The following is a 22669-nucleotide window of genomic DNA, read 5'->3' on the forward strand; positions in this document are numbered from 1 at the left end:
ATGCCAGCTCAGAGCTCCCCGCCGCGCACGGACAGTCGGCCCGGAGGCCGCTCAGCCCGGATTCGCGCGGCCGTCCACCAAGCCGTCAAGGAACTGCTCACCGACGAGGCCCGCGATGCGCTGACGATCCCGGTCATCGCCGCGCGCGCGGGCGTGCACGCCACGACCGTCTATCGCCGCTGGGGCTCCGTCGGCGAACTGCTCGCCGACGTCGCGACCAGCCGCTTCTCCGGCGATCTCGTGGTCCCTGACACCGGAAGCCTCCGTGAGGACCTGAAACGCTATGCGTACGACCTCGCCAAGGACCTCAATGACCCGGACACTCTCACGCTGGTGCGCGCCATCGTCGGCACGGGCGGGGAAAACGCCGGCGTGTGCCGCATGGAGCGCCAGCGACAGCTCGAAGCCATCATCCAACGGGAACAGGCACGCGGCAACGAGGCCCCGGACGTCGAACGCGCCGTTGATGCCCTGCTCGCTCCCCTCTACTACCGGGCCGTCTTCACTGACCAGCCCCCTTCGCCCGAATGGGCACGTACCCTCGTGTCACACCTGCTCCCGGCCTGAACCTGGAGGCGAGGTACCGGGGATCGTTCCGGGCACTGGCGTGTCAGCCCCGGACGTGGCCGAACGAGCCGGCCAAAGCGTCCATGTCCTCGACCTACAGAGCCAGCCCAGTGGGCCGGGGCTGAGCAACGAAGCCCTGGACCGTCGACATCAGGGGTCCTGACCCGTTCATGCTGATGGCGCTGGTCAGGACGGACCCGGACCTGGAACGGGTCCGGCCGGAATACGGCAGAAAGGGGCCGCAGCGGGACGTTCCTGCTGGCCGGTAGGGAGTATCGATAGGCATTCGGCGCTAGCCGGTGCTCGCCTTGGCGGTAGCACTCGGATCCTGAATCTTGGGTGCGCGCGGATTTGGAATGGTTTGCTGTGACGTGTGACAAGGGTGAACTGGGAACTCGAGCCCGGCGAGAAGATCGAAGAGTTCGTGGCAGCGATGCTGCTGCTGGATCACCCGCGAGGTAACCGGATCACTCCTGCGCGGGGGGACCGCGGCGTCGACATTCGCGTGCCCACCCCAGACGGCTACGACATCTACCAGGTCAAGCGGTACAACCGGCCCTTGACAAGCGCACAGGCCCGAGATGTGGAGAAGTCCTGGAAGACCTTCGTCAGCCAGACGCTGCCCTATCTCCCGGTGCGGTCGTGGACGTTGGTGATGCCGTGGGATCCCACCAACACCCGCTTGGAATGGCTGCAGCGCCTGACCGCGGGCGCCGGCCCCGATAGGCAGCGACGTGGTCACCGGCCCCGGCGGGCGCCAGATCCTGCTCGCCGACCCCGCCGGCAACCTGATCGAACTGTTCCAACCCGCCTGAGCGAAGGAGCTGCGCGTGGCCGAACCCCCTGCGCTGCCCCTACTGCGACCTCGATGACCCGACGCGGCCTGAGCCGGTCGGCGGATGGATCCTGCGTTGAGCACTGGCTGGTCAGCCAGGGGGACCCGGAAACCGGGAGGGCGCGCGGGGTGCGGATCACCTCCCGCCGACATTACGTCGACTGCGCCGCTGTAGACACCGGTGAGGCGACCTCCCGCGCCGGGTCCCGTAGGCGGCGGCGCCGGCGGCGAGTACCACAATTCCGGCGATGACCGAGGAGGCCGGTAGGGCGAAGGCGAGGATCAGGCACCCGGCCAGGCCGAGGGCGGGCACCATCCGTGGCGGGCGGCCCTCGGCCGGGGTGAGGGTCCAGGCGCTCGCGTTGGCGATGGCGTAGTAGACCAGCACGCCGAAGGAGGAGAACCCGATCGCGCCGCGCAGGTCCGCGGTCGCCGCCAGGGCCGCCACGACCACGCCCAGTTCGGCCCGGTGGGGCACGGCGAAGCGGGGGTGGACGGCGGCCAGCGCGTGCGGCAGGTGCCGGTCGCGGGCCATGGCCAGCGTCGTGCGGGACACGCCCAGGATCAGCGCCAGCAGCGAACCGAGCGCGGCCAGTGCGGCGCCTGCGCGTACCAGCGGCGTCAGGCCCGGATGGCCGGCGGCATGGACGGCGTCGGCCAGCGGGGCGGCGGCCTGGGTGAGACCGGCGGCGCCCAGCACGGCCAGCGCGGCGATCGCGACCGCCACGTACACCACGAGGGTGAGGCCGAGCGCGAGCGGAATCGCCCGGGGAATGGTGCGGGCCGGGTCGCGCACCTCTTCGCCCAGGGTGGCGATGCGGGCGTATCCGGCGAAGGCGAAGAACAGCAGGCCGGCCGCCTGGAGCACTCCGGCGGCGGTGGCGCCGGAGGTCACCTCCAGCCGCGCGGCCTGCGCCTGTCCGGAGGTCAGGCAGGCGGCGGCAACCGCCGCCAGCACGGCGACCACCACGGCGACGATCCCCCTGGTCAGCCAGACCGTCTTGTGCATCCCGGTGTAGTTGACCGCGGTCAGCGCCACCACGGCCGCCACCGCCACCGCGTGCGCCTGCTGCGGCCACAGGTAGGCGCCGACGGTCAGCGCCATCGCCGCGCACGAGGCGGTCTTGCCGACCACGAAACCCCACCCGGCCAGGTAACCCCAGAAATCCCCCAGGCGCTCGCGCCCGTAGACGTAGGTGCCGCCGGAGGTGGGGTAGCGGGCGGCCAGCCGGGCCGAAGAGGTGGCGTTGCAGTAGGCGACCACCGCCGCCGCCGCCAGACCGAGCAACAGTCCCGAGCCGGCCGCCCGCGCCGCCGGAGCGAAGGCAGCGAAGACACCGGCGCCGATCATCGACCCCAGCCCGATGACCACCGCGTCGGCCAGCCCCAGCCGGCGCTCCAGCCGCCCGGACTCGGTACGGGTCGGTATGCCCGCCATGACGACCTCTCCTAAAACGAAACCCGATATCGGACCACGATACTTTGCCCCCGTTGGGCCGGGAGCGCCAAGTCCTGACGGGGCGGCGGCAACACCCTGGTAGCCGGGCGAGGTATTTACCTAGTCGGTGGCGTGCGAGCCGCCCACGGCGGGGAGTGTCCCGACCGCACGCCGTGCGCGTGGACGAGCGTCAGGACCGGGCGAAGACGGAGATGTCGTGGACGATCGCAACTCACCGGCGGTGCGTCGCCGTGACCTGCTGGGCCTGTCCACCGCCGCCCTGGCGGGCGCGGTGAGCGTCACCGTCTCCCGCGGCCTGCCCGGCGCCCCGGCTCTCGCGGCCGTGCCCGGCCCGCATGCGGCACCCCATGAGCAGGAGGCGGAGGTGACCCCGCCGGAAGACCTGATGCGCGAGCACGGCGTGCTGAAGCGGATCCTGCTGGTCTACCGGGAGGGCATCCGCCGGGTCGAGGGCGGCGAGAGCGCACCCGCCCAGCCGGTGAACGCCGCCGCCCGCATCATCCGCGGCTTCATCGAGGACTACCACGAGCATCTGGAAGAGCAGTACGTCTTCCCCCGGCTGCGCGCGGCCGGCAGGCTCACCGGCACCGTCTCGGTCCTGCAGTTGCAACACCGCAGAGGCCGGGCGCTGACCGGCCGCATCCTGGCCGCCACCGGGCGCTCCGGCACCTCCGCCGCCCACGCCCGCCGCGCCCTGGTCGCCGACATGGCCGCGTTCATCCGCATGTACGAACCCCACGAGGCCCGCGAGGACACCGTGATCTTCCCCGCCTTCCGCGAGGTCGTGCCCGCCAAGGAGTTCCTCGAACTGGCCGAACGTTTCGAAGACGAAGAACACCGCCGCTTCGGCCGGCGCGGCTTCGAAGGCATCGTCGACCAGGTCGCCGACATCGAAAAGGCCCTCGGCATCTACGACCTGTCCCAGTTCACGCCCACCAGGTGACCGCCCGGGCCGGATCAGTGCAGCCCACCCGCCCCCACGCCAGGACACATCCGGCATTCAGCCCGCGCTTGCGGAATCGCCGGGCAGGAGGTCGACGAGCAGGCGCAACACGCGCCGGTCCAGTTCATCGCGGCCTGCGCGGACTGTCACGAAGGGCTGGTCGCGCAGGTCGGGGACGTCCCAGCGCAGCCGCCGCTGCCGATCGGCCATGGCGCTCACACCCGAGCCCTCGGGCAGGTCGATCTGACCGAGCACGACGATCACATCCGCCGCCCGCAGCGCGTCATCGGTCAGTGGCTTGGCGAAGGCCGAACCCAGATCGATCCCGGTATCCGCCATCACGCGCACCGCCATGGCGTCCACACCATGGACCGGGGCCTGCCCGGCGGAGGCAACGTTCACCCGGCCACGCGCGTAGGCGGCCAGCAGGGCCGCGGCGATCGGCGCCGCGGCGCTGTCGTGGCGGTCGACGAACAGCACCTCCGGCACGGCATGCGTCAGGCGGTTGTCCAAAATGCCGAGCCGGCGCAGCCGGTCCAGCGCCCACCGCTCGGCCAGCGGCACCAAATGAGCGCTCACCCGGGCCGAGGCGGCCAGCAGGTCGTAGGACTCCTGAGTGACGCTGCGGCACTGCTCCAGCGGGATGGCCCCACCGTAGAAGGCGAACGCGTGATCAGCCGCCCTGCGCAGCTGGGAGGCGGTGTTGAGTAACTCGAAATCCTCAAGGCTGCGTCCCATGCTCCATCTCCCCTCGCCGTCTGCGGCCGCCCTATGGCTCGCACGACGATATCGGGAGGCGATGCAATAGCGCCTGTCCGGCGGATGAACATCGCCACTCGGCCGCGAAGGCGAGGATCGGGCGATCACGGTCGGCAACCCCTCACTACTCGATCGAGGAGACCAGGCCGCCGCCCGTGGTACCGGCAGGCGGTAACATCGGGTACCGATATCGGTTTCATCACATTCGATGCCGCTCAGAACGGCACGGGAACCCGGGGGTGAGAGGGTGCGGGAATTCCTCCGCGGTGCGGTGCGGCTGCACATCCTGCATCACGCCGCCGAGCAGGAGATCCACGGCGCGTGGATGACCGAGGAGCTCAAGCGGCACGGATACGCCATCAGCCCCGGCACGCTGTACCCGACCCTGCACCGCCTGGAAGCCGAAGGACTGCTGGTCTCCGAGCAGCGCACCGTCGCGGGGCGGGTACGCCGTGTCTACCGGGCCACCGACGCCGGCCGCCAAGCGCTGGCCGAAGACCGCGCCGCCCTCGCCGAGCTCGCCCGCGAAGTCCTGCCCGGCCAGCAGTAGCCCCATCTGCCCGCGGCCCGGCTCACGAGCTCGGGCTCCGACGGCGGCCAAACGAGCGCGCGCAGACCAGCACATCGAAGCGGCCGCGCTCGCCTTCACGAGCAGGCCGGCTTCCGCGTCGTCGGCACCCGCCACACGTCGGCCGCCACCACGACCGCTGGCGCGACGTTCGTCCTCATCGAGCGCCGCAGCCCGGCGGTGTCCTAACCACCTGAGGTATCAGGCGGGCGCGGCCGGGAACAGCACGCGCGGCTCGAGATCCAGCCGCGTGGCCGGGGTGTCGTCGGGCGGGGTGAGGTTGAGGGTCCAGTTGCCGAACCGGCGCACCGTGTGGGTGATGTAGGGGGAGATGGTGGCCAGGTCGTCGGTGTCGACGGGGTGGCCCTCGGCAGCGAGCTGGTTGGCGGCGTCGGTGATGTCGCAGGCGGTGGAATAGATGACGCAGTTGGCGATCAGCTCGTTGAACTTGACCACCTTCTCCTGGTAGTCGGGGTCGTTGTGGCCGATCAGCTTGCCGCCGAACATCAGCCAGTCAGCGAACGCGTGGAAGGCCTCGTTGCGGTTGGTGACAGCGGTGATCTGCTCCCGCAACTGCGGTTCGGACAGGTACCGCAGCAGCGTGATGGTGCGCACCGCGCGGCCCAGCTCCCGGAAGGCCCGGTACAGCCGGTTCTTGCGGGAGTGGTTGCCCAGCCGGCGCAGCAGCGTGACCGACGACAGCCGGTTGTCCCGAATCGAGATCGCAGTGCGCAGCAGGTCGCTCCAGTGCGTCTCGATCAGGTCCCAGTCGAGCGCCTCCGGCCCGAACAGGGCGTCGATGTGCTGGTAGCGGGCGGCCTCGCTCGGCCGGTAGAAGACCAGGTCGTGCCAGTTGCGAATGCGCGGCAGCAGGTCGAAGCCCAGCAGCGCCGACAGGCCGAACACCGGCAGCGACTGGCCCTGGGTGTCGGTGTGGATGGTGTCGGGCTGGATGTCGGAGGCATTACGCAGCAGACCCTCGATGATGTAGACCGCCTCCCACACCCCGCACGGGATGAAGCGGCTGAACAAGGCGATATAGGTGTTGGAGATGTGCCGGTAGGCGATCCCCCCGTACCCGCCGTAGCGGATCGAGGTCTCCGCCAGCAGGTTGTTGTCCCAAGTGTCGATCTGGGACCCATCAGCCGCGACCGTCCGGCCATCCCCCCACACCCCGGCCACGTCCAGCACGGCGAAGGCGTTGATGACGTCCACCGCCGCCTTATCGATCTTGGCGGCGGTGGCGTGCTTGTTACCCGCCAGGCTCAGCTCATGCACGCTGACCTGCCCGCGCATGTGCGCGGCGACCTGGGCGGCGCCCAGCAGGGTGCCGTGCGCGAACGCGGTCAGCACATACCGGGCCATCGCATTACGGATCTTGGGGTCTGATCCGGAGGCGGGCCCGAAATGGCGGTGCCAGCCCAGCAGATAGGCGGTGCGGGTGAGGATGTCCAGCAGCGCCCGCTGGGGCAGCCGGTCATGGATCGCCGCCTCCAGCGCCAGCGCCTCGGGCCGCCGGTCGGCGCCCTTGCGGCGCTTGAGCACCGGGCGGCCGCCCTCCAGCACCAGATCGGTGTTGCCCGGGTAGCCGGCATCGACCGCCGCGGCGACGGCGGCGAGCTTGTCGCGGTAATGGCCGGCGAGCGCGCTCGCCTCGGCAGGGATCCCCGCCTGCGCGCAGAAACCGGCCACCAGCGGCCGGCACTCCTCCCACGACATGAGCTGGTCATACAGGTTCGCATACGAGTCCGACCCGGCCACGGCGATATCGCCGGAGCGCAGCTCGGCCACCAGGTAGGAGAACACGCACACTTCCAGGTGGCGGCGCACCAGCATCCCGGGCCTGTTCCTGTCCCGCAGGATCTTGCGCCACAACGTGGAGGCGAAGGCGTCCACGTCGATCGACAGCGTCACCACCGCCGCGTCCCCATCAGGGCCGGGCCGCTCGACGGTCATGCGTTCGGGCACGAACACCGCCTTGGCGCCCTTCAGCTCACGCAGGAACTCCACCGCCTCCAGCACGCTGCGATCGGCGCTTGTGGCCTCCAGCTCGATCGCGTTCACCAGCGTGAACAGCGCGGGGCGGTGGGAGCGGTAGTACTGCTCAAGCAGGCCCGTGAGGAGGATCGGAACGGCCAGTAGCGACAACGGGTCGATCTTGGTTCCGGTTCGGTGACTCCGGCTATCCGCACTGGTCAGCGGCCCTACGTTCCAGGTCATGCCAGTTGATTTCCTGTCAGACGATCAGGTCTCCCGCTACGGCCGGTTCGCCGCCGAGCCGACGCCGGGCGAGCTGGAGCAGTTCTTCCGCCTGGACGCGCCGGGGCTGGAGACGGCCCGTTCGAAGCGGTCCCCAGCGAACCGGCTTGGCTTCGCGGTGCTGTGGGGTTCGGTGCGGATGCTCGGGGTCTTCCCGACCGAGGACCTGGCGGTGGTGCCAGCCATGGTGGTGCGGTTCGCCGCCGAGCAGCTGGGCGTCGAGGTGGCCGAGTGGGTCGGGTACGGGGCGCGGAAGCAGAACCGGTACGAGCACGCGTGGGAGATCCGGGACGCCTCTTCGGCTACCGCGAGTTCGGTGAGGCCGAGCAGGAGGTGCGCTCGTTCCTGGCAGCGCGGGTGTGGGCGTCGGTGGAGGGGCTACGGGCGCTGTTCGACCGGGCGGTGGTGTGGCTGGTGGACAACCGGGTGCTGCTGCCGGGGATCACGACGCTGACCCGGCTGGTGGCCGAGACGCGGGCCCAGGAGATGGCCGAGCTGTACCGGGCGCTGGACGAGGCGGTGCCGGGCGATCTGCGGCAGACGATGCGCGAGCTGCTCAAGGTGCCGGCCGGACGGCGGGTCTCGGAGCTGGAGCGGCTGCGGACCGGGCCGGTGCGGGTGTCCGGGACGGCGATGCGCGACGCGTTGGACCGGGCCAGGGAGGTCCGGGCACTGGGGGCGGGCCTGGTGGACACCGGTGGGGTGCCGCCGGCGCGGATGGCGGCGCTGGCCCGTTATGGGCTGGGGTCGAAGGCGCCGACCCTGCGGGACCTGGAGGAGACGCGGAAGACCGCGACGATGCTGGCCACGGTGCGGCACCTGGAGACCGCCTCGGTGGACGACGCCCTGGACCTGCTCGACGTCCTGATGGGCAGCCGGCTGCTGGCGCGGGCCGAGCGGATCGGGCGGGAGGAGAAGCTCAAGTCGCTGCCGAAGCTGAAGAAGGCGGCCGGGCGGGTGGCCAAGGCGGTGGAGGTGCTGCTGGACACCGCGCCGGCCACCGTCAACGGCGAGGCGGTGTCGGTGCTGGACGCCTGGGAGGCGATCGAGAAGGTCGTGCCGCGCGCCAAGCTCGCGGAGGCGCTGGCCACTATCGCCGAGTGAGTGCCGGACGGCGACGGGGACGAGGACGCCGAGTGGCGGGCCGCGCTGGCTTTCCGGTACGGCACGGTGCGCGGCTTCATCCGTCTGCTGGTGGACACCGTGGACTTCGGCGCGGTCGAGGCCGGGGCACCGGTGGTGAAGGCACTCAAGCAGCTGCCGCACCTGGTGGGCCGACGCAAGGTGGCGGCGGCCGAGGTGGACCAGGCGCTGGTGACCGGCTCGTGGCAGCGCCTGGTGTTCGCCAACCCTGACGTCGAGCCGGGCTGCGTGGAGAAGGCCGCGTACTCGTTCTGCGTGCTGGAACACCTGCACCGGGCGCTGCGGCGCCGAGACGTGTTCGCGAAGGACGGGGACCGGTGGGGCGACCCACGCGCCAAGCTGCTGGCCGGCGACCGCTGGGAGACGGCGGAGCCCACCGTGCTGAGGGCGCTCGGGCTGGAGGCGGAGCCGGCCGCGCACCTGGCCGAGCTCGCCTCGGCCCTGCACGGCGCCTACCACCAGGTCGTCGCCGGGCTGCCGACGAACACCGCGGTGAGCGTGAAGGAGGGCAGGCTGCAGCTGGACCGGCTCGGCCCCGCCCCCGAGCCGAACCTGATGCCCGCCTTCCGGCAGCTGGCCAACAGCATGCTGCCGAAGATCGACTTCCCCGAGCTGCTGCTGGAGGTCACCGAGCTGACCGGCATGACGACCGCGTTCACCCACATCTCCGGCGCCGACCCGCACATGGACGACTTCGAGGTCAGCGTGTGTGCGCTGCTGCTCGCGGAGGCCTGCAACGTCGGGCTGACCCCGGTGGCCAAGCCGAACGTGCCGGCCCTGACCCGGGCCCGGCTGGTCCAGGTCGACCAGGGCTACCTGCGGGCCGAGACGATCTCCGCCGCGAACGGGATGCTCATTTCCGCGCAGGCCAAGGTGGACATCGTGCGCGCGTGGGGCGGCGGGCTGGTCGCCTCCGCGGACGGGGTGCGGTTCACCGTGCCGGTGCAGACCCTGTACGCAGGCTATAGCCCGCTCTACTTTGGGCTGCGCAAGAAGGGCGCCACCTGGTTGAACGTGGTCAACGACCAGGTGATGGGCCTGGGCGGGGTGGTGGTGCCCGGCACGCTGCGCGACTCGCTGTTCATCCTGGACGCGCTTCTCGGGCGCGACGGCGGACCGAAGCCCGAGACGGTCATCACCGACACCGCCTCCTACAGCGACATCGTGTTCGGCTTGTTCGCGATCTGCGGCTACCAGTTCTCCCCGCGGATCGCCGACATCTCCGACGCCCGCCTGTGGCGCACCCACGCGAGCGCGGACTACGGGCCGCTGCAGGAGATCTCCCGGCACACGGTGCGCCTGGACCGGATCCGGGCGCACTGGGGCGACATGCTGCGGGTGGCCGGCTCGCTGACGCTCGGCGAGGTCCGCGGCCACGATCTGATCCGCATGCTCTCCCGGGACGGGCGCCCGACCGGCCTGGGCGACGTCTTCGCCCACTATGGCCGGATCTTCAAGACCCTGCACCTGCTGCAGTTCATCTCCGACGACGGCTACCGCCGGATGATCGGCAAGCAGCTGAACATCACCGAGGCCCGCCACCGCCTGGCCCGGCGGATCTTCTTCGGCCAGCGTGGCGAGCTGCGGCAGAACTACCGTGAGGGCATGGAGGACCAGCTCGGCGCCCTCGGTCTCGCACTGAACTCCGTGGTGCTGTGGAACAGCCTCTACCTAGACCGGGCGGCCAAGCAGCTGGCCGCCGACGGCTTCCCCGTCACCGACGATTTGCTGGCCCGCCTGTCGCCGCTGCAGTTCGACCACATCAACTTCTTGGGCCGATACGCGTTCTTCCGTCCGCAGGAGGCCGGGCGCCGGCCCCTGCGCGCGCCCTCGACCGACGAGAACGACGGGCGGTAGCAGGCTGGGGCACCGGCCAGCCCGCCGCTGACGGAGAGCCGACGAGGATGTCGGCGGTCGCCACCGCTGCGGCGGCGTAAGACGGGCTCGGGGGCATTGAGCTGGAGGGTGCCACTCCTTGAGTCGGTGCGTGCCCGGGACCACCGGATACCGCGAGAACTTGGGAGATCGAACCGGGAGCTGGATCTTCCCAAGGGCAGGGCTGGCTCCGCCTACCTCAAGTACTGTGACTTCGCATGATCGAATCCGAGATTGAGATCAGCGAAGATTTGGTCCGTGACCTACTGCGGGAACAGCATCCGGATCTGGCCGAGCTGCCTATCCGCGAGGTGGCGGGCGGCTGGGGCAACCAGATGTGGCGCCTCGGGGACGAGCTGGTCGTCCGGATGCAGCGGATGGACAACTGCCCCGATCTGCAGCTCAAGGAGCGGCGCTGGCTGCCGGTGCTGGCCCCGCGGCTGCCGCTTCCGATCCCGACCCCGGTGCGGAGCGGTGCACCGTCCGAGCGCTTCCCCAAGATCTGGACCGTCATGACATGGGTTGAAGGCACACCGCTGGACCACGGCTCAATCACCCGCGGGGACCACGCGGCCGACATGCTGGCGGCCTTCCTCAAGGCGCTGCATGTGGAGGCGCCCGCCGACGCGCCGGACGCCTCGGACCGTGGCGACCATCCCAAGGAGTGCACGGACGGCTTCGAGTACTTCCTGCGGACCGTGGACCTCGGGCGCTTCGCCGAGGACGACATCCGGGCTGTGTGGGACGAGGCGGTTACGGCTCCCGAGTGGGAGAGCCTGCGGGTGTGGGTGCACGGTGACCTGCATCCCGCGAACGTCGTCGTGGCGGACGGCACACTGGCGGGCGTCGTCGACTTTGGCGACGTCTTCGCCGGCGACCCGGCGTGGGACCTTGCGGCCGCCTGGGTGCTGCTCCCTGCAGGGGGCGCCTCACGGTTCTTCAACGGCTACGCACAGGCGGATGAGGCGACGATCCGACGGGCGCGCGGGTTGGCCGCGATGAAGAGCCTGTTTTTGATGCTGATGGGCCAGAACGGGGACCGTGGCCTGCCCGGCGGCAAGCCGAACTGGGGGCCCGCAGGCCGGTCGGCACTTGAGCGTGTCTTGAAGGGCCTTTGACCGGGGCATTTGAATCAATCGGGTAGCCGTTAGCGGTAAGCCAGTGCAGGACGTTGTCGATCATGGCACCGCCGGGTGAGCCGAAGCCCCCCCGGCGGTCTCCACGGCGAGACGGCCCTAGAGCGTGTCTGACAATTCGGCGTTGCGGAGCCAGAGCATCAGACAGCCGATGGTGACGCCGGCGAGGTAACGGCTGGCGAGCTTGTCGAAGCGGGTGGCGATCGCCCTCCACTGCTTGAGCTTGCCGAAGCAGCATTCGACCAGGTTGCGCTGCTTGTAGACCTCGGCGTCGAAGGCGTGGGGGCGGCCACCCCGGCTGCCCTTGCGTTTGCGGTTGGCGATCTGATCCCTGCGCTCGGGGATGACGGCCCTGATACCGCGTGAGCGCAGGTAGGCGCGGATTTTCCGGGAGGAGTAGCCCTTGTCGCCGATCAGGCGATCAGGGCGGGTGCGCGGTCGTCCCGGCCCCACTCTCGGGAGTCGCAGTTTGGCCATCACCGCCTCGAAGGCGGAGTAGTCGACGACGTTGCCCGCGGTCAGGTGCAGGGCCATGGGCAGGCCGCGGGCCTCGGTGATCAGGTGGAGTTTGGTGGTCAGTCCTCCCCGGGACCGGCCAAGCGCCTGCCGTCTTTGCGACTGCTTCGCATCGATCGTCCCGCCGTCGTCCCCCTTTTACGGGCACCGGCCGCGTGCTGGTGCGCACGAGAGATGGTTGAGTCGATGCTGAAGGTCCACTCCACCCGGCCGACCGAGTCGTCCTTAACCTGCATCTCCTCCAGCAGACGCGCCCAGGTGCCGTCCTGGTCCCAGCGCTTGAACCGCTCGTAACAGGTCTGCCAGGGGCCGTACCGCTCGGGGATGTCGCGCCACGGCGCGCCGGTCCGCAGCCGCCACAAGATGCCATCGATGACCTGCCGGTGATCACGCCACGGACGGCCCTTGCCGCCCGTGGCGGGCAATAACGACTCGATCCGCTGCCAGGCCTTGTCGGTCAGCTCACCACGTCTCACCACGAACGATCATCTAACCGCACCAGCCGTGATCATTTGTCAGACAGGCCCTAGTGTTGGGCCTTCTTGCGGTGGTTTCGGATGCTGGCCGGAGTGCCGAGGTAGTTGCAGTCCGCCCCGGGGCACGCCTCCCAGTATCGCCGACAAGAAGTCCGGCAAGAACGTCGACCGGCCCGAACTGGCCGCCTGCCACGCCTTCCTGACCGCCGGCGACATGCTGGTGGTGCCTTCCCTGGACCGCTACGGCCGCTCCCTCGCCGACCTGATCACCATGGTCGCCGAACTACGCCGCCGCGATATCGGCTTCACCTCCCTGCACGAGAACCTCGACACCACCACTCCGGGCGGGCGCCTGATCTTCCACGTCTTCGCCGCCCTGGCCGAGTTCATCCGCGAACTTATCGTCGCCGGCACCCGCGAAGGCCTGACCGCCGCCCGGGCCCGCGGCCGCGTGGGCGGCCGCCCCACCGTGGTCACCCCCGAGATCCTGCGCGCGGCCCGTGACATGCTCCCCAACCCCGCGCACTCCATCACCTCCATCGCCAAGCTGCTCGGAGTGAGCCCGGGCACGCTCTACAACCACATCCCGGACCTGCGCGAACTACGCACCGGCCGAGGACCGACCGCGCTGGAGTCGGGCAGCCGATGATCCGCACCCTCTACCGAGCCAAGGGCGGCACCGCCCAGTGGGGTTTCCGGCGTGCTTGGTCTGCCCCCAAGTAGACAAGACCTCGATCTGCGAATGCCGTAGTAATTCATGTTTTCGGTCTACCGAAAATCGGTTTCTCCGATCACAATGAGTTGTGCATCCTCGATTGCACTACGTGTTGAATCTCTGTGATTTACGAGGTCAGGGGATTGCGCATCGGTTGCGGCTCCGCCCTCCACAACCATTTCCGATAGCTAATCGTGATCATTCGACTACGATATTCAGTCGAGCGTGAAACCCATACTACTGCGACTGTCCGTAATCAGTAGGGAGCCGGGGGTGATTTACGCCATTCAGGTCTTGTATAAACAATGGATTTTGCATAAGTTGACCAAGCATGTGGGGTGTGGTTGCGGCGCGGCAACGCCGCAACCACGTTGCTCCCCCGTTCCGCCCTTCTCAAGGAGGAGATTTGAGGAGCAAGAACACCTTATCTGCCATCGGCAGATATGCCATCGCCATTCCGGCTATGGGTGCCATCCTGTTGGGTGGCACCCATTCCGCAATCGCTGAAGCTGAGCCGCAGTTCAGTATCGATGCTCTCTCCGCAGGCGTGTACAGTACGTACCCTAGCGCACGTAGCGCATCCTTCCGTAGCGATGGTCTCCAGCTCATGCAACTGGGAGAGGGCACGGTCGCCTTGGTCGACACATCGCTAGCCACTCTGGGGATAGCGACGGCCATCAAGGCGGACGGGGTGGAGATTTCATGGACTCCCCGGAGTAACGCTCGGGGGTACACGGTAGTCCGCGACAACGTGAAGGTCGCAGACCTCGGGCCAGGGATTGGCTACTACAAGGACCCGACTGCCGTGCCTGGGGGAACGTACCAATACATCATCACACCGACGTCGCTCTCTACGGGGGCTCACCCTGTCTGGGGTATGAAGGTAACCGTTCCTCAGGCGCAGGCGGGAGAGAGCGATGCAGACGCTCTCTCCCGCCTAGCGGAAACCCAGGCTGCTGCCGCGGCTGCAGCGTCACAGACTACGGTGACCTGGGATACGTTTATCCCCCAAGCCAAGATCGACGCACCTCCTGCGGGGTGCACGTACAGCGGCAGCGGTTACCAATACGGAGGAGACAACCGGTCGTATGACTGGACGTCATCCCGCTATCGGACAGCTCTGAACGCTGTGATTACGTGGAGTACCAAGCAGGTTGATGGTTACAAGGCCGTCGGCTCCACCTCGGTGTACAACAAGAGCACGGGTGCTCTCGTCGCAACGAAGACCGCCTCCACCAGCAATATGGAGGCCAGGAAGCTGGGCTCTGGCTCAAACTACGTGGACATCCGGCTCGTAAACCATGCCAGCAACCCGTTCTGCTCTGTCGGAGCGATCGACGGCGCCATTTCGATGAAAGTCACCCAGGGTGGTAACTGGTCGATCATCTCTGGCAACCATCGCCAGATGCCCAACCACCACATCTACATCTATAACGGCGGTACGGTCACCGACGTATATCGCCGGAACTATGCAAACGCCCTCTGCCTGATCGGATCTGCGACCTGCCCCTTGGCAGATCTCACCGGCTACTACGGGTCATACTCGTAGAACTCTTCGGCCACAGGGCTGGTGAGCTTCTTTCGCTCCCCTGCGGCATTTTCGGCAAAATTTAGCGTGTAGCGTGAGCCCTGTCCTTATACTTCGCTGACCTCGCGATCAGCGTGGTAGGGATAGGGCTCACCGGTGCTTACGGCTACGAATGAAGGCAAGTGCCCCGAATCCGAGCGCTACAAGCACGGTCACAATGATGGCGAGCGTTGTCCAACCAACGGCATAGCTGGCAACAATGGCTACAGTCCAGACTGTGGCCCCCAGAACAAGGAGTGCGAGGGCTGCGACTATTAGCACCACTGGGGAGGGTGCCGGGCCTTTATTTGACACGCCAACCAGTTTCGCGCAATGAGCGCCTATTGTAAACATGGCCCACCCATGCGGACTGTTCACGGCTTGCTCGGTCTGTCACCTCTCCTTGGTCGGTCGTTCAGGTTTCCTGGTCTGACAGCCGCGGTGACGGGGCCGTGTCGAGGTCCAGGTGGGTGTTCATGTCGAGTTCGAAACGTCCGTACAGGTTCAGGTGGGTCCAGAACAGGGCGGACAGGCCCCGCCGGTCGGCGGGGGTGAGGCGCTTTTGCCAGGCGGGATCGCGTAGCACGATCTGGATCATGATGGTGTTCAGGTAGGCGATGGCGGCCTGGATCAGATGCAGGGCCAGGGCGGAGACCTCGGCGTGCTCGCGGTCCTCGCCGGTCAGGTTGCCGGCCTTGCCGTAGAAGATGTCCTTGCTGGCCGAATTCCAGTTCTCCACGACGTTCAGGCCCTCGTGGATCTCCTTCCTGAGCTCGGGGGTTGAGGAACATCGGAACGAAAACCGGCGCTAAGGATCTGTTGGCCCTGGTGGGCGGCTGATGAGCTGCCGGCGGCGGGCGGCCTGAAAAGTCTTCCTACAGATAACGCTCTATTATCTGCGGCATCGCTGATCGCGGCCTGCGGAGACAACCGCCCGGCAGCGCGCGAAGCGGCCCTGTTATCTGTGGCAAGGGAGTCGCGGTGCCCGCCGTGGTGCAACTGCCGGCCGGGAGGGCGCTGACGGTCCGGGATGCGGCCGACGCCTTCCTGGACTCGATCGGCAACCCGAACACCGCCCGTACCTACGCGATCGGGGTCGGCAAGACCGTCGAGCGGATCGGCGAGGCCCGGCCGCTGGCGTCGGTGGCCGACGACGAGATCGGCGAGTCCCTGGAGATGCTGTGGGGCACCGCGGCGATCAACACCTGGAACGCGCGCCGCGCGGCCGTGCTGTCATGGCTGGCCTGGTGCCGCGAACGCGGCCACGATGCCCCTGCCGTACCGGGATGGGCCAAGCGCCTGGCGGTGCCCGACAGCCAGACCCCGGCGCGCTCGAAGATAGCGATCGACCGTCTGATCGCCCGTCGTGAGGTCGGCCTGCGGGAGAAGACCTTCTACCGGATGCTGTACGAGACCGGCGCCCGGGCGGAGGAGATCCTGGGCCTGAACATCGAGGATCTGGACCTTTCCGGGCGCCGGGCGCGGGTGAAAGCCAAAGGCGCCCGCGCCAAGACCCGCCGCCGCGGGCAGGTGCGGGAGGACTTCGTGCTCGAGACCGTCTACTGGGACGCCGGCACCGCCCGCCTCCTTCCCCGGCTGCTGAAGGGCCGTACGTGTGGCCCGGTGTTCGTCACCCATCGCCGGCCGGGCCCGGGCAAGGTCGTCAGCGCGCGGGACGTGTGCCCGGACACCGGGTGCGCCCGCCTGTCCTACGGGCAGGCCCGTGCGCTGCTGGACGAGCACACCGCGCTCGGCGGGCCGGGCACAGGCTGGGATCTGCACGAGTTCCGTCACTCGGCGTTGACTCACCTGGGGGAGGCTGGAGCGAGCCTGCTGATGCTGATGGCCAAGTCTCGGCACAAGAAGCCGGAGAATCTGCGCCGGTACTTCAAGCCCTCGCCCGAAGCGATAGCGGAGGTCACAAGCCTGTTGGCGCCGGGAGACAGCCGTTGATGAGCCCGGCTGCCTGCTGTGGGGCGCAGGGTTGGGCTGCTTCCGCTGGCTGTCGTCGCGGAGCCGCGGCTTCTTAAGCTGGTGCGCTTGCTTTCACCATGATCTAAAGTCCCGTTCGTTGTCCCCAACGCGAGCGGAGCATCATGTCACTTCTGACAATTCGCCGAGCGACGCCCGAGGACGCCGGCCTACTGGCCGACCTGAACGGCCACGTACATGGATTGCACGTGGCGCGTCGGCCGGACATATACAGAAAGCAGCCATCACCGGATGAGCTCACGGCGCTCTACAAGGACCAGCTGAACCGCGAGTCTGTGCGAATCTTCATCGCCGAGCTTCCGGGGGGCGAGTGCCTTGGGTACGCGTCCGCATCCCTGCAGCAGCGTGCCGCCAGTGCTCTCATGCACGCGGACTCCTTCATCGTTCTGAACCAGCTGGCCGTGGTGCCGAAGGCGACGCGCCAAGGGGTTGGAACCCAGGGCTCCGGCGTAGTCGCGATTTGATGCTTGATGTCCGGATCGTGGTCGGGCATGCCGGAGAAACATGCGAGCGGGCACAGTCTTCGCGATCATGAGGTTGTCGAAGCCCTGATCGTGGAAGAAGACCATGCCCGCCCCCTCATCATCCCCGATCTTCACCGTCCTCGGCCAGTTGGCCGCGTTACCGCCGGCCGAACGTGATGCGCTCGTCAGCCGGGTGCCACAGTTGATGGCCTATCTGGCGTGGGTTCCCGATCCGCGTGACCCGCGAGGGGTGCGACATTCGCTCGCATCGCTGCTGGCCGGCGCGGTCGCGGCGACACTCACCGGGGCAACGTCATGGGCGGCGATCAGCGACTGGATCGCCGGTGTGCCTGACCACGTCCTGGCGACACTGACGATTCGCTACGACCCGCTCGCCCGCCGCTATGAGGTGCCGGACGAGTCCACGATCCGCAGCACACTGGAAGCGCTGGACGCCGTAGCGTTCTCCGCCGCGACCGGCAGTTGGCTGAACGACCTGGCCACGGCCCGGTCCAAGGCCGCGCAGACGATCGACCGCAGGCCGCGACGCCGCCCGCGCCGAGTGCTGGCGGTCGACGGAAAGGCGCTGCGCGGCACCCGGCACCACACCGCCACCGGCCGCGCCATGCACCTGCTCGCGGTGACCGACACCCGCACCCTGGCGGTCCTCGGCCAGGTCGAGGTTGACGGCAAAAGTAACGAGATCACCGCGTTCGTGCCGCTGCTGCACTCCCTCGACCTGACCGACACAGTGATCACCGCCGACGCGGCGCACACCCAGCGCGAGCACGCCACCTTCCTGGTCGAAGGCAAGAACGCGCACTACATCCTCACCGCGAAGAAGAACCAGCCCTCCCTGTACAAGCAGCTCAAGGCTCTGCCCTGGCGAAAGGTCGAGACCGGTCACAGCGAGACCGTTCACGGGCACGGCCGCACCGAGAAACGCTCGATCAAGGTCTGTTCCGTGGCCATTGGGTCCGGGCTGCTGTTTCCCCACGCCGCCCAGGCCATATGCATCACCCGCAAGGTACGGCCCCGCGCTGGCGGGCGGTGGAAGACCGTCACCGTCTACGCCGTCACCAGCCTGGCCCCGCACCAGGCCCGGCCCGCCGACCTCGCCGCATGGATCCGCGCACACTGGCAGATCGAAGCCCTGCACCATATCCGAGACGTCACCTACCGCGAGGACGCCAGCCAGGTCCGTACCGGATCAGGACCCGCGGTCATGGCAGCGCTGCGGAATCTGGCCATCGGAATCTTGAAGTTCTGCGGCTGGACCAACATCGCCAAGGCCAACCGCCGCCACGCTCAAGACCCCGGACGCTGCCTCGCCACCCTCGGCATCACGTAGTCAAACCGGACAAAACGCGAGAACGCCGGAGCCCTGATTCACGCCCGCGCGTGTCCAACGACAACCCCTATTCGGAGGCGCAGTTCAAGACCCTCAAGTACTGCCCGGCGTTCCCCGAAAGGTTCGGGTCCATCGAAGACGCCAACGCGTTCTGCGCCCAGTTCTTCAGCTACTACAACCATGAGCACCGCCATTCCGGGATCGGCATGCACACCCCCGCATCGGTGCACGACGGCACCGCCACAGCGATCCAAACCCGCCGGATCGAGACCCTCCGCCAGGCGTTCTTGGCCCGCCCCGAACGGTTCCGCGGCCGGCAACCCTACCCGCCGCCGCTCCCGGCCAAGGTGTGGATCAACCAGCCACCCCCGACACTGCAGACCCAGCCCTCACCACAGACCACGCCACTAACCTGACGTCTCATCAAGTTTGACAGGTACCGGCGCGTCGCGTTCCTGGAAGCAGGCGAGATGTGACCGGTGGAAACGCGAACGCCGGGCTCCCGATTCCATCGGGGGTTCCCGGCGTCACTTCCATGCCCCAGAGAGCACGACACGTTCAATATCCGCTTGATTTCCCTCCGCTGGCGTTCACCGCGCTCGTGGATCGCCTGCTGGAAATCGGAGACGACCCGCTCGGCAGCACGCCCGTCCGCGCCGAGGAGCCGAACTTCCGCCACGCGGCCTTCGGCGATCGCGGGAGATTGCAGGGCCTGTGACATAGATCATTCCGTCAGGACGTGCGGGCAAGCCTTGAAATGGGCACCCGGTGGCACGTTCGTTGACAGCGCCTCAACAAAGGCAGGAAGGTGGCAATGGGCGGTTTTGGCAGCGAGCTGGTCGTAGCCGGCTTAAAACACGGTCCTACGTCAGGTCGACGCCGGTGAGCTGGCGGGAGCGGTCCCAGAGGCGGGCCGCGAGGGCGGTGTCGGCGGCGGCGCCGGTGAAGGTCTCGAAGGTCGGGCGGGGGCGGCGGGGACGGCCCGGGCCGATGTGTCTGCCGGTGGGGGCGGTGGCCTCGGTGGCCGCGTAGAGGATCGGCGCGACGGCTGCATCGATCGGCAGTCGCAAGAAGAGACCCAGCACGGATTGGACCATGCGCGGCAGAAGCGCCGCCTCCCGATCCAGGTCGGTCTTGGCCATGCCGGGGTGGGCGACCAGGCTGCGAACCGGCGATCCGGCGGCGCGGAGACGGCGGTCAAGCTCCAGGCCGAACAGCACGTTGGCGAGCTTGGACGTGGCGTAGGCGCCACCAGGTGAATAGCGGCGTTCGGCGGCCAGGTCGTCGAGGTCGAGGCGGCCCATCCGATAAAGGCCGGAGGCGACGGTCACCACGGCACCGCCCTCGGCCATCCGGTTGTGAAGAAGGCCGGTCAGCGCGTAGTGGCCGAGGTGGTTGGTCGCCAGTTGGCTCTCCACTCCTTCGGGGCTCAGCCGGCGCGCTACCATGCCGATGCCGCCGTTGTTCACCAGCGAATCGACGATCACGCCGTCGGCGCGCAGGTCGTCGGCGAACCGCCGGACGGTGCGCAGGTCGAGCAGGTCGAGGTGGCGGACGTCGAGATCGGCCTTGGGGTTTGCGGCGCGTAACTGGTCGCGGACCCGGTCGCCCTTGGCGGTGTTCCGTACGGCCATTATCACCCGGCCGCCGCGCGCGGCGAGGTGACGGGTGATCGCCACACCGAGGCCGCTGCTGGCGCCGGTGACGACGAAGGTGCGGCCGGTCTGGTCGCCGAGATCGGTGACATTCCAGTCCACGGTGCTGTTCATGGTCCCTCCCAGAAATAAGCGGATAACTAATCCGATTCAAGTGGACGGGAAGCGGATTGTCAATCCGGTTAGGTAGACTCGGGCCATGACCTCGCTGCGTGCTGATGCCGTCCGCAACCGCGCGCTCCTGCTGGCGACGGCGCGTCAGGCGGTCGCCTCGGGTGACCTGTCACTGCAGCTCAATGAGATGGCCCGCCGCGCGGGCATGGGCGTGGGCACCGTATACCGGCACTTCCCCACCCGCCGGGTGCTGCTGGAAGCCCTGGCCGAACCAGCCTTCGCCGCCGTCCTGGAGGGCGCCCAGACCGCGTCCCTGCACGACGATCCGTGGACGGGAGTCGAGATCCTGCTGCGGGCCCTGCTCCTCCAGCAACTGGCCGACCCCGCCTTCGCCGAGGTGATCGCCTCACCTGCCGCCGACGACGCGATCCCGCAGACCACCGCTCAGCGCAACGAGTTCAACGCTCTGGCCAGGACAGTCCTTGCCCGCGCCCGCGAGAGCGGCGCCCTGCGTCCGGGACTCACCGACGAGGACCTCCATCATCTGGTCTGCGGCACGGCCTTCGCGCTCGGCCTCGGACCCACTCCACTCGCCCGCGTCGACGCCTATCTGTGCGTCCTGCTCGACGGCGTCGCCGGCAAAGCGGAGTGACCACGCACCCGACCGGCGAGTTGCCGCGCCAGAGCGTCACACTCACCGGACCGCGTACCCACTCGGCCTCGATCCCGGCCCGCGCCGGCGTGGTCAGCTCCATCCTGGGGTGGCCGTCACGAACGCCAACCCCGACTGTCTCGAGCGATCTCCGACCTCGGGTTCAGCGAGTTCTTCCGCCGGCTCGAGTACAAGACCGCTTGGTACGGCTCGAGCGTGTGGGCGGCCGACCGCTGGTTCCCCTCCTCGAGACTGTGCGGCGGCTGCGGCGCGATCAACCGCGACCTCACCTTGGCTGACCGCACCTGGGTCTGCGGCTGCGGTCTCGAGCACGACCGGGACGTCAACGCCGCCCGTAACCTGCTCGAGGCGATGACTCTCGAGGCTCGAGCCGCGTAGGTTCACGTCGCAGGACAGTTCCCCGCAGACGCTAAACGCCTGTGGAGGCGACGTAAGACCAGGCCCCGGCCTGGCAGATGCCGATGAATCAGGAACGAGAATCACTAACATTCTCCGAACGGTGTGCCGGCTGGGTGGCTGCCAGGCTGGCCAGGAGCTTGAGCCGCTCTTCTGAGGTGCTGCCCGGCTCGGCGGTGTAGATGGTGAGGCCGTACACCGTCCGGCTGGACACGGGCAGGTCGAGAGACTGATAGGTCAGCTCCAGGTCGCCGACCTGCGGATGCCACAGCTGCTTGCTGCCAACATGGCGGATGCGCACGTCGTGGACGGCCCACCGGCCGCGGAACTCGGTGCTGAGCGTGGACAGCTCACCGACGAGGTCGCGCAGGGCCCGGTCGTGGGGCTCGCGTCCGGCCTCGGCGCGCAGCAGCGCGGCGCTGACGACGGCGGCCTCGTCCCAGTCGACGAAGAACTGCTGCGAGCCCGGGTCGAGGAAGATGTAGCGGGCGATGTTGGCGCGGCCGTGCCGCGTGGTGGCAGGGCTGGCGAAGACCGGCGCGAGCAGGGCCCGGGCCAGCGCATTGCAGGTGACGATGTCCTGGCGGCCGTTGCGTACGAACGCCGCCGACATCGTCATGGAGTCCAGCAGCCACTGGACCGGCGGCGGGACCTGGACGTCCTTGCGGCGCGAAGGTGCGCGGCGGGCGGCGTGAGCCAGATCGAACAGATAGGTGCGTTCGTCCTGGTTCAGGCGCAGGGCCTGGGCCACCGCGTCGAGTACCTCTTCCGATACGCCGCTGATGTGGCCCTTCTCCAGCCGCGTGTACCACTCGGTGCTCACACCGGCCAGCACCGCGACTTCCTCGCGGCGCAGCCCGGGGACCCGGCGCCGGCCGCTGGTGGGCAGCCCGACCTGCTCCGGGGTCAGCTTCGCGCGCCGGGTGGTGAGGAAATCCCGGATCTGGGCGCGGTTGTCGGGCCGGTCGTCCATGCCTCCCACGGTAACCGCAGGGTTCGCGCAAATGGCGGTGGTAGAGGGGTTGAGCTTGTCCCCCTATAAACACGCTCTGCCTCATGCCCGACCAGACGGGGTTTCCTGGGATCAGCAGGTAGAACGCGACCTGCGATACGGAGATGGACCCGGTCCGACCAGCTCTTGCAGTGGTGATCGGCCCGCCCATCACCGTCGAAGCCCTCCTGCGATGCACCAACAGGACCTCCAAC

At 68.3% G+C, this 22669-nt stretch carries 19 protein-coding genes and 4 pseudogenes; 16 read left to right on the forward strand and 7 right to left on the reverse strand.

From position 1 onward, the window contains the following. Together ACQP1K_RS28665 and ACQP1K_RS28670 are read left to right on the forward strand one after the other, a co-directional pair. Window positions 1-567, forward strand: coding sequence for a TetR/AcrR family transcriptional regulator C-terminal ligand-binding domain-containing protein (locus ACQP1K_RS28665; RefSeq protein WP_433501757.1), 567 nt, complete (start codon window positions 1-3; stop codon window positions 565-567). 728 nt (window positions 568-1295) lie between these two features. After that, window positions 1296-1382, forward strand: a pseudogene (locus tag ACQP1K_RS28670) (VOC family protein); the annotation flags it as partial. A 156-nt stretch (window positions 1383-1538) separates the two neighbouring features. Here the strand turns inward: ACQP1K_RS28670 and ACQP1K_RS28675 are convergent. Then, the gene (locus ACQP1K_RS28675) at window positions 1539-2840 is read right to left on the reverse strand and encodes an APC family permease (RefSeq protein ID WP_433501758.1); all 1302 of its coding nucleotides are present in this window, start codon (window positions 2838-2840) and stop codon (window positions 1539-1541) included. Window positions 2841-3057: 217 nt separating this feature from the next. Between ACQP1K_RS28675 and ACQP1K_RS28680 the strand changes: the two genes are divergently transcribed. Beyond that, window positions 3058-3804 (forward strand): hemerythrin domain-containing protein, encoded by a 747-nt coding sequence (locus ACQP1K_RS28680; protein WP_433501759.1) that lies wholly within the window; start codon window positions 3058-3060, stop codon window positions 3802-3804. 57 nt (window positions 3805-3861) lie between these two features. Here the strand turns inward: ACQP1K_RS28680 and ACQP1K_RS28685 are convergent, their stop codons facing one another. Next, entirely contained in the window at window positions 3862-4542 is a 681-nt protein-coding gene (locus tag ACQP1K_RS28685; RefSeq protein ID WP_433501760.1) for a hypothetical protein, read from the reverse strand. Window positions 4543-4810: 268 nt separating this feature from the next. Between ACQP1K_RS28685 and ACQP1K_RS28690 the strand changes: the two genes are divergently transcribed. Next, complete coding sequence (locus ACQP1K_RS28690; RefSeq protein ID WP_182909364.1) at window positions 4811-5113, forward strand: PadR family transcriptional regulator; 303 nt, start codon at window positions 4811-4813, stop codon at window positions 5111-5113. A 93-nt stretch (window positions 5114-5206) separates the two neighbouring features. Then, window positions 5207-5320, forward strand: a pseudogene (locus ACQP1K_RS28695) (ArsR family transcriptional regulator); the annotation flags it as partial. 12 nt (window positions 5321-5332) lie between these two features. Here the strand turns inward: ACQP1K_RS28695 and ACQP1K_RS28700 are convergent. After that, on the reverse strand, window positions 5333-7351 hold the full coding sequence (locus tag ACQP1K_RS28700) for a transposase (RefSeq protein ID WP_433501761.1): 2019 nt from the start codon (window positions 7349-7351) through the stop codon (window positions 5333-5335). On the opposite strand from ACQP1K_RS28700, the pseudogene ACQP1K_RS28705 reads away from it, so the two are divergent. Further along, a pseudogene (locus ACQP1K_RS28705) lies at window positions 7350-10390 on the forward strand (Tn3 family transposase). The gene ACQP1K_RS28700 and the pseudogene ACQP1K_RS28705 sit on opposite strands and share 2 nt — an antisense overlap. 236 nt (window positions 10391-10626) lie before the next feature. Then, window positions 10627-11526, forward strand: a complete 900-nt coding sequence (locus ACQP1K_RS28710; RefSeq protein ID WP_433501762.1) for an aminoglycoside phosphotransferase family protein — start codon at window positions 10627-10629, stop codon at window positions 11524-11526. A gap of 117 nt (window positions 11527-11643) precedes the next feature. On the opposite strand, the gene ACQP1K_RS28715 is transcribed toward ACQP1K_RS28710, so the two are convergent. Further along, a protein-coding gene (locus tag ACQP1K_RS28715; protein WP_433501823.1) for an IS5 family transposase occupies window positions 11644-12536 on the reverse strand; the annotation gives its coding sequence in 2 pieces (ribosomal slippage) (window positions 11644-12150 and window positions 12153-12536; 891 coding nt in all). A gap of 139 nt (window positions 12537-12675) precedes the next feature. On the opposite strand from ACQP1K_RS28715, the pseudogene ACQP1K_RS28720 reads away from it, so the two are divergent. After that, a pseudogene (locus ACQP1K_RS28720) lies at window positions 12676-13185 on the forward strand (recombinase family protein); the annotation flags it as partial. Between the two features lie 472 nt (window positions 13186-13657). Beyond that, entirely contained in the window at window positions 13658-14800 is a 1143-nt protein-coding gene (locus tag ACQP1K_RS28725; protein ID WP_433501763.1) for a hypothetical protein, read from the forward strand. Window positions 14801-15233: 433 nt separating this feature from the next. Here ACQP1K_RS28725 and ACQP1K_RS28730 read toward each other — a convergent pair whose 3' ends face one another. After that, a complete protein-coding gene (locus tag ACQP1K_RS28730) occupies window positions 15234-15557 on the reverse strand; it encodes a Tn3 family transposase (protein WP_433501764.1) in 324 nt (107 codons plus the stop codon). A 242-nt stretch (window positions 15558-15799) separates the two neighbouring features. On the opposite strand from ACQP1K_RS28730, the gene ACQP1K_RS28735 reads away from it, so the two are divergent. The 5 genes from ACQP1K_RS28735 to ACQP1K_RS28755 all read left to right on the forward strand — a co-directional run bounded on the left by ACQP1K_RS28735 (window position 15800) and on the right by ACQP1K_RS28755 (window position 19343). Further along, window positions 15800-16771, forward strand: a complete 972-nt coding sequence (locus tag ACQP1K_RS28735) for a tyrosine-type recombinase/integrase (RefSeq protein ID WP_433501765.1) — start codon at window positions 15800-15802, stop codon at window positions 16769-16771. 143 nt (window positions 16772-16914) lie between these two features. After that, window positions 16915-17274: an N-acetyltransferase family protein gene (locus ACQP1K_RS28740; protein WP_433501766.1), complete on the forward strand. Its 360-nt coding sequence runs from the start codon at window positions 16915-16917 to the stop codon at window positions 17272-17274. Between the two features lie 103 nt (window positions 17275-17377). Then, a complete protein-coding gene (locus tag ACQP1K_RS28745; RefSeq protein ID WP_433501767.1) occupies window positions 17378-18625 on the forward strand; it encodes an ISAs1 family transposase in 1248 nt (415 codons plus the stop codon). 50 nt (window positions 18626-18675) lie between these two features. After that, a complete protein-coding gene (locus tag ACQP1K_RS28750; RefSeq protein ID WP_433501768.1) occupies window positions 18676-19041 on the forward strand; it encodes an integrase core domain-containing protein in 366 nt (121 codons plus the stop codon). A 119-nt stretch (window positions 19042-19160) separates the two neighbouring features. Next, window positions 19161-19343: a hypothetical protein gene (locus ACQP1K_RS28755; RefSeq protein WP_433501769.1), complete on the forward strand. Its 183-nt coding sequence runs from the start codon at window positions 19161-19163 to the stop codon at window positions 19341-19343. Window positions 19344-19488: 145 nt separating this feature from the next. Here the strand turns inward: ACQP1K_RS28755 and ACQP1K_RS28760 are convergent, their stop codons facing one another. Beyond that, window positions 19489-20394 carry an SDR family NAD(P)-dependent oxidoreductase gene (locus ACQP1K_RS28760; RefSeq protein ID WP_433501770.1) on the reverse strand — a complete coding sequence of 302 codons (906 nt, stop codon included), beginning with the start codon at window positions 20392-20394 and terminating at the stop codon, window positions 19489-19491. An 85-nt stretch (window positions 20395-20479) separates the two neighbouring features. Here ACQP1K_RS28760 and ACQP1K_RS28765 point away from each other — a divergent pair, with 85 nt between their 5' ends. Together ACQP1K_RS28765 and ACQP1K_RS28770 are read left to right on the forward strand one after the other, a co-directional pair. Then, on the forward strand, window positions 20480-21046 hold the full coding sequence (locus ACQP1K_RS28765; RefSeq protein WP_433501771.1) for a TetR/AcrR family transcriptional regulator: 567 nt from the start codon (window positions 20480-20482) through the stop codon (window positions 21044-21046). A 216-nt stretch (window positions 21047-21262) separates the two neighbouring features. After that, window positions 21263-21445: a zinc ribbon domain-containing protein gene (locus tag ACQP1K_RS28770; protein ID WP_433501772.1), complete on the forward strand. Its 183-nt coding sequence runs from the start codon at window positions 21263-21265 to the stop codon at window positions 21443-21445. Between the two features lie 88 nt (window positions 21446-21533). Here ACQP1K_RS28770 and ACQP1K_RS28775 read toward each other — a convergent pair whose 3' ends face one another. Then, window positions 21534-22436, reverse strand: coding sequence for a helix-turn-helix transcriptional regulator (locus ACQP1K_RS28775; protein ID WP_433501773.1), 903 nt, complete (start codon window positions 22434-22436; stop codon window positions 21534-21536). Between the last annotated feature and the right edge of the window lie 233 nt (window positions 22437-22669).

It is taken from the genome of Sphaerimonospora sp. CA-214678, assembly GCF_050942215.1.
Classification (GTDB): domain Bacteria; phylum Actinomycetota; class Actinomycetes; order Streptosporangiales; family Streptosporangiaceae; genus Sphaerimonospora.

Coding starts and splice junctions, on each gene's coding strand:
- ACQP1K_RS28665 (WP_433501757.1), top strand. CDS start 1: ATGCCAGCTCAGAGCTCCCCGCCGCGCACGGACAGTCGGCCCGGAGGC.
- ACQP1K_RS28675 (WP_433501758.1), bottom strand. CDS start 2,840: ATGGCGGGCATACCGACCCGTACCGAGTCCGGGCGGCTGGAGCGCCGG.
- ACQP1K_RS28685 (WP_433501760.1), bottom strand. CDS start 4,542: ATGGGACGCAGCCTTGAGGATTTCGAGTTACTCAACACCGCCTCCCAG.
- ACQP1K_RS28700 (WP_433501761.1), bottom strand. CDS start 7,351: ATGACCTGGAACGTAGGGCCGCTGACCAGTGCGGATAGCCGGAGTCAC.
- ACQP1K_RS28710 (WP_433501762.1), top strand. CDS start 10,627: ATGATCGAATCCGAGATTGAGATCAGCGAAGATTTGGTCCGTGACCTA.
- ACQP1K_RS28740 (WP_433501766.1), top strand. CDS start 16,915: ATGTCACTTCTGACAATTCGCCGAGCGACGCCCGAGGACGCCGGCCTA.
- ACQP1K_RS28745 (WP_433501767.1), top strand. CDS start 17,378: ATGCCCGCCCCCTCATCATCCCCGATCTTCACCGTCCTCGGCCAGTTG.
- ACQP1K_RS28755 (WP_433501769.1), top strand. CDS start 19,161: ATGCCCCAGAGAGCACGACACGTTCAATATCCGCTTGATTTCCCTCCG.
- ACQP1K_RS28760 (WP_433501770.1), bottom strand. CDS start 20,394: ATGAACAGCACCGTGGACTGGAATGTCACCGATCTCGGCGACCAGACC.
- ACQP1K_RS28765 (WP_433501771.1), top strand. CDS start 20,480: ATGACCTCGCTGCGTGCTGATGCCGTCCGCAACCGCGCGCTCCTGCTG.
- ACQP1K_RS28775 (WP_433501773.1), bottom strand. CDS start 22,436: ATGGACGACCGGCCCGACAACCGCGCCCAGATCCGGGATTTCCTCACC.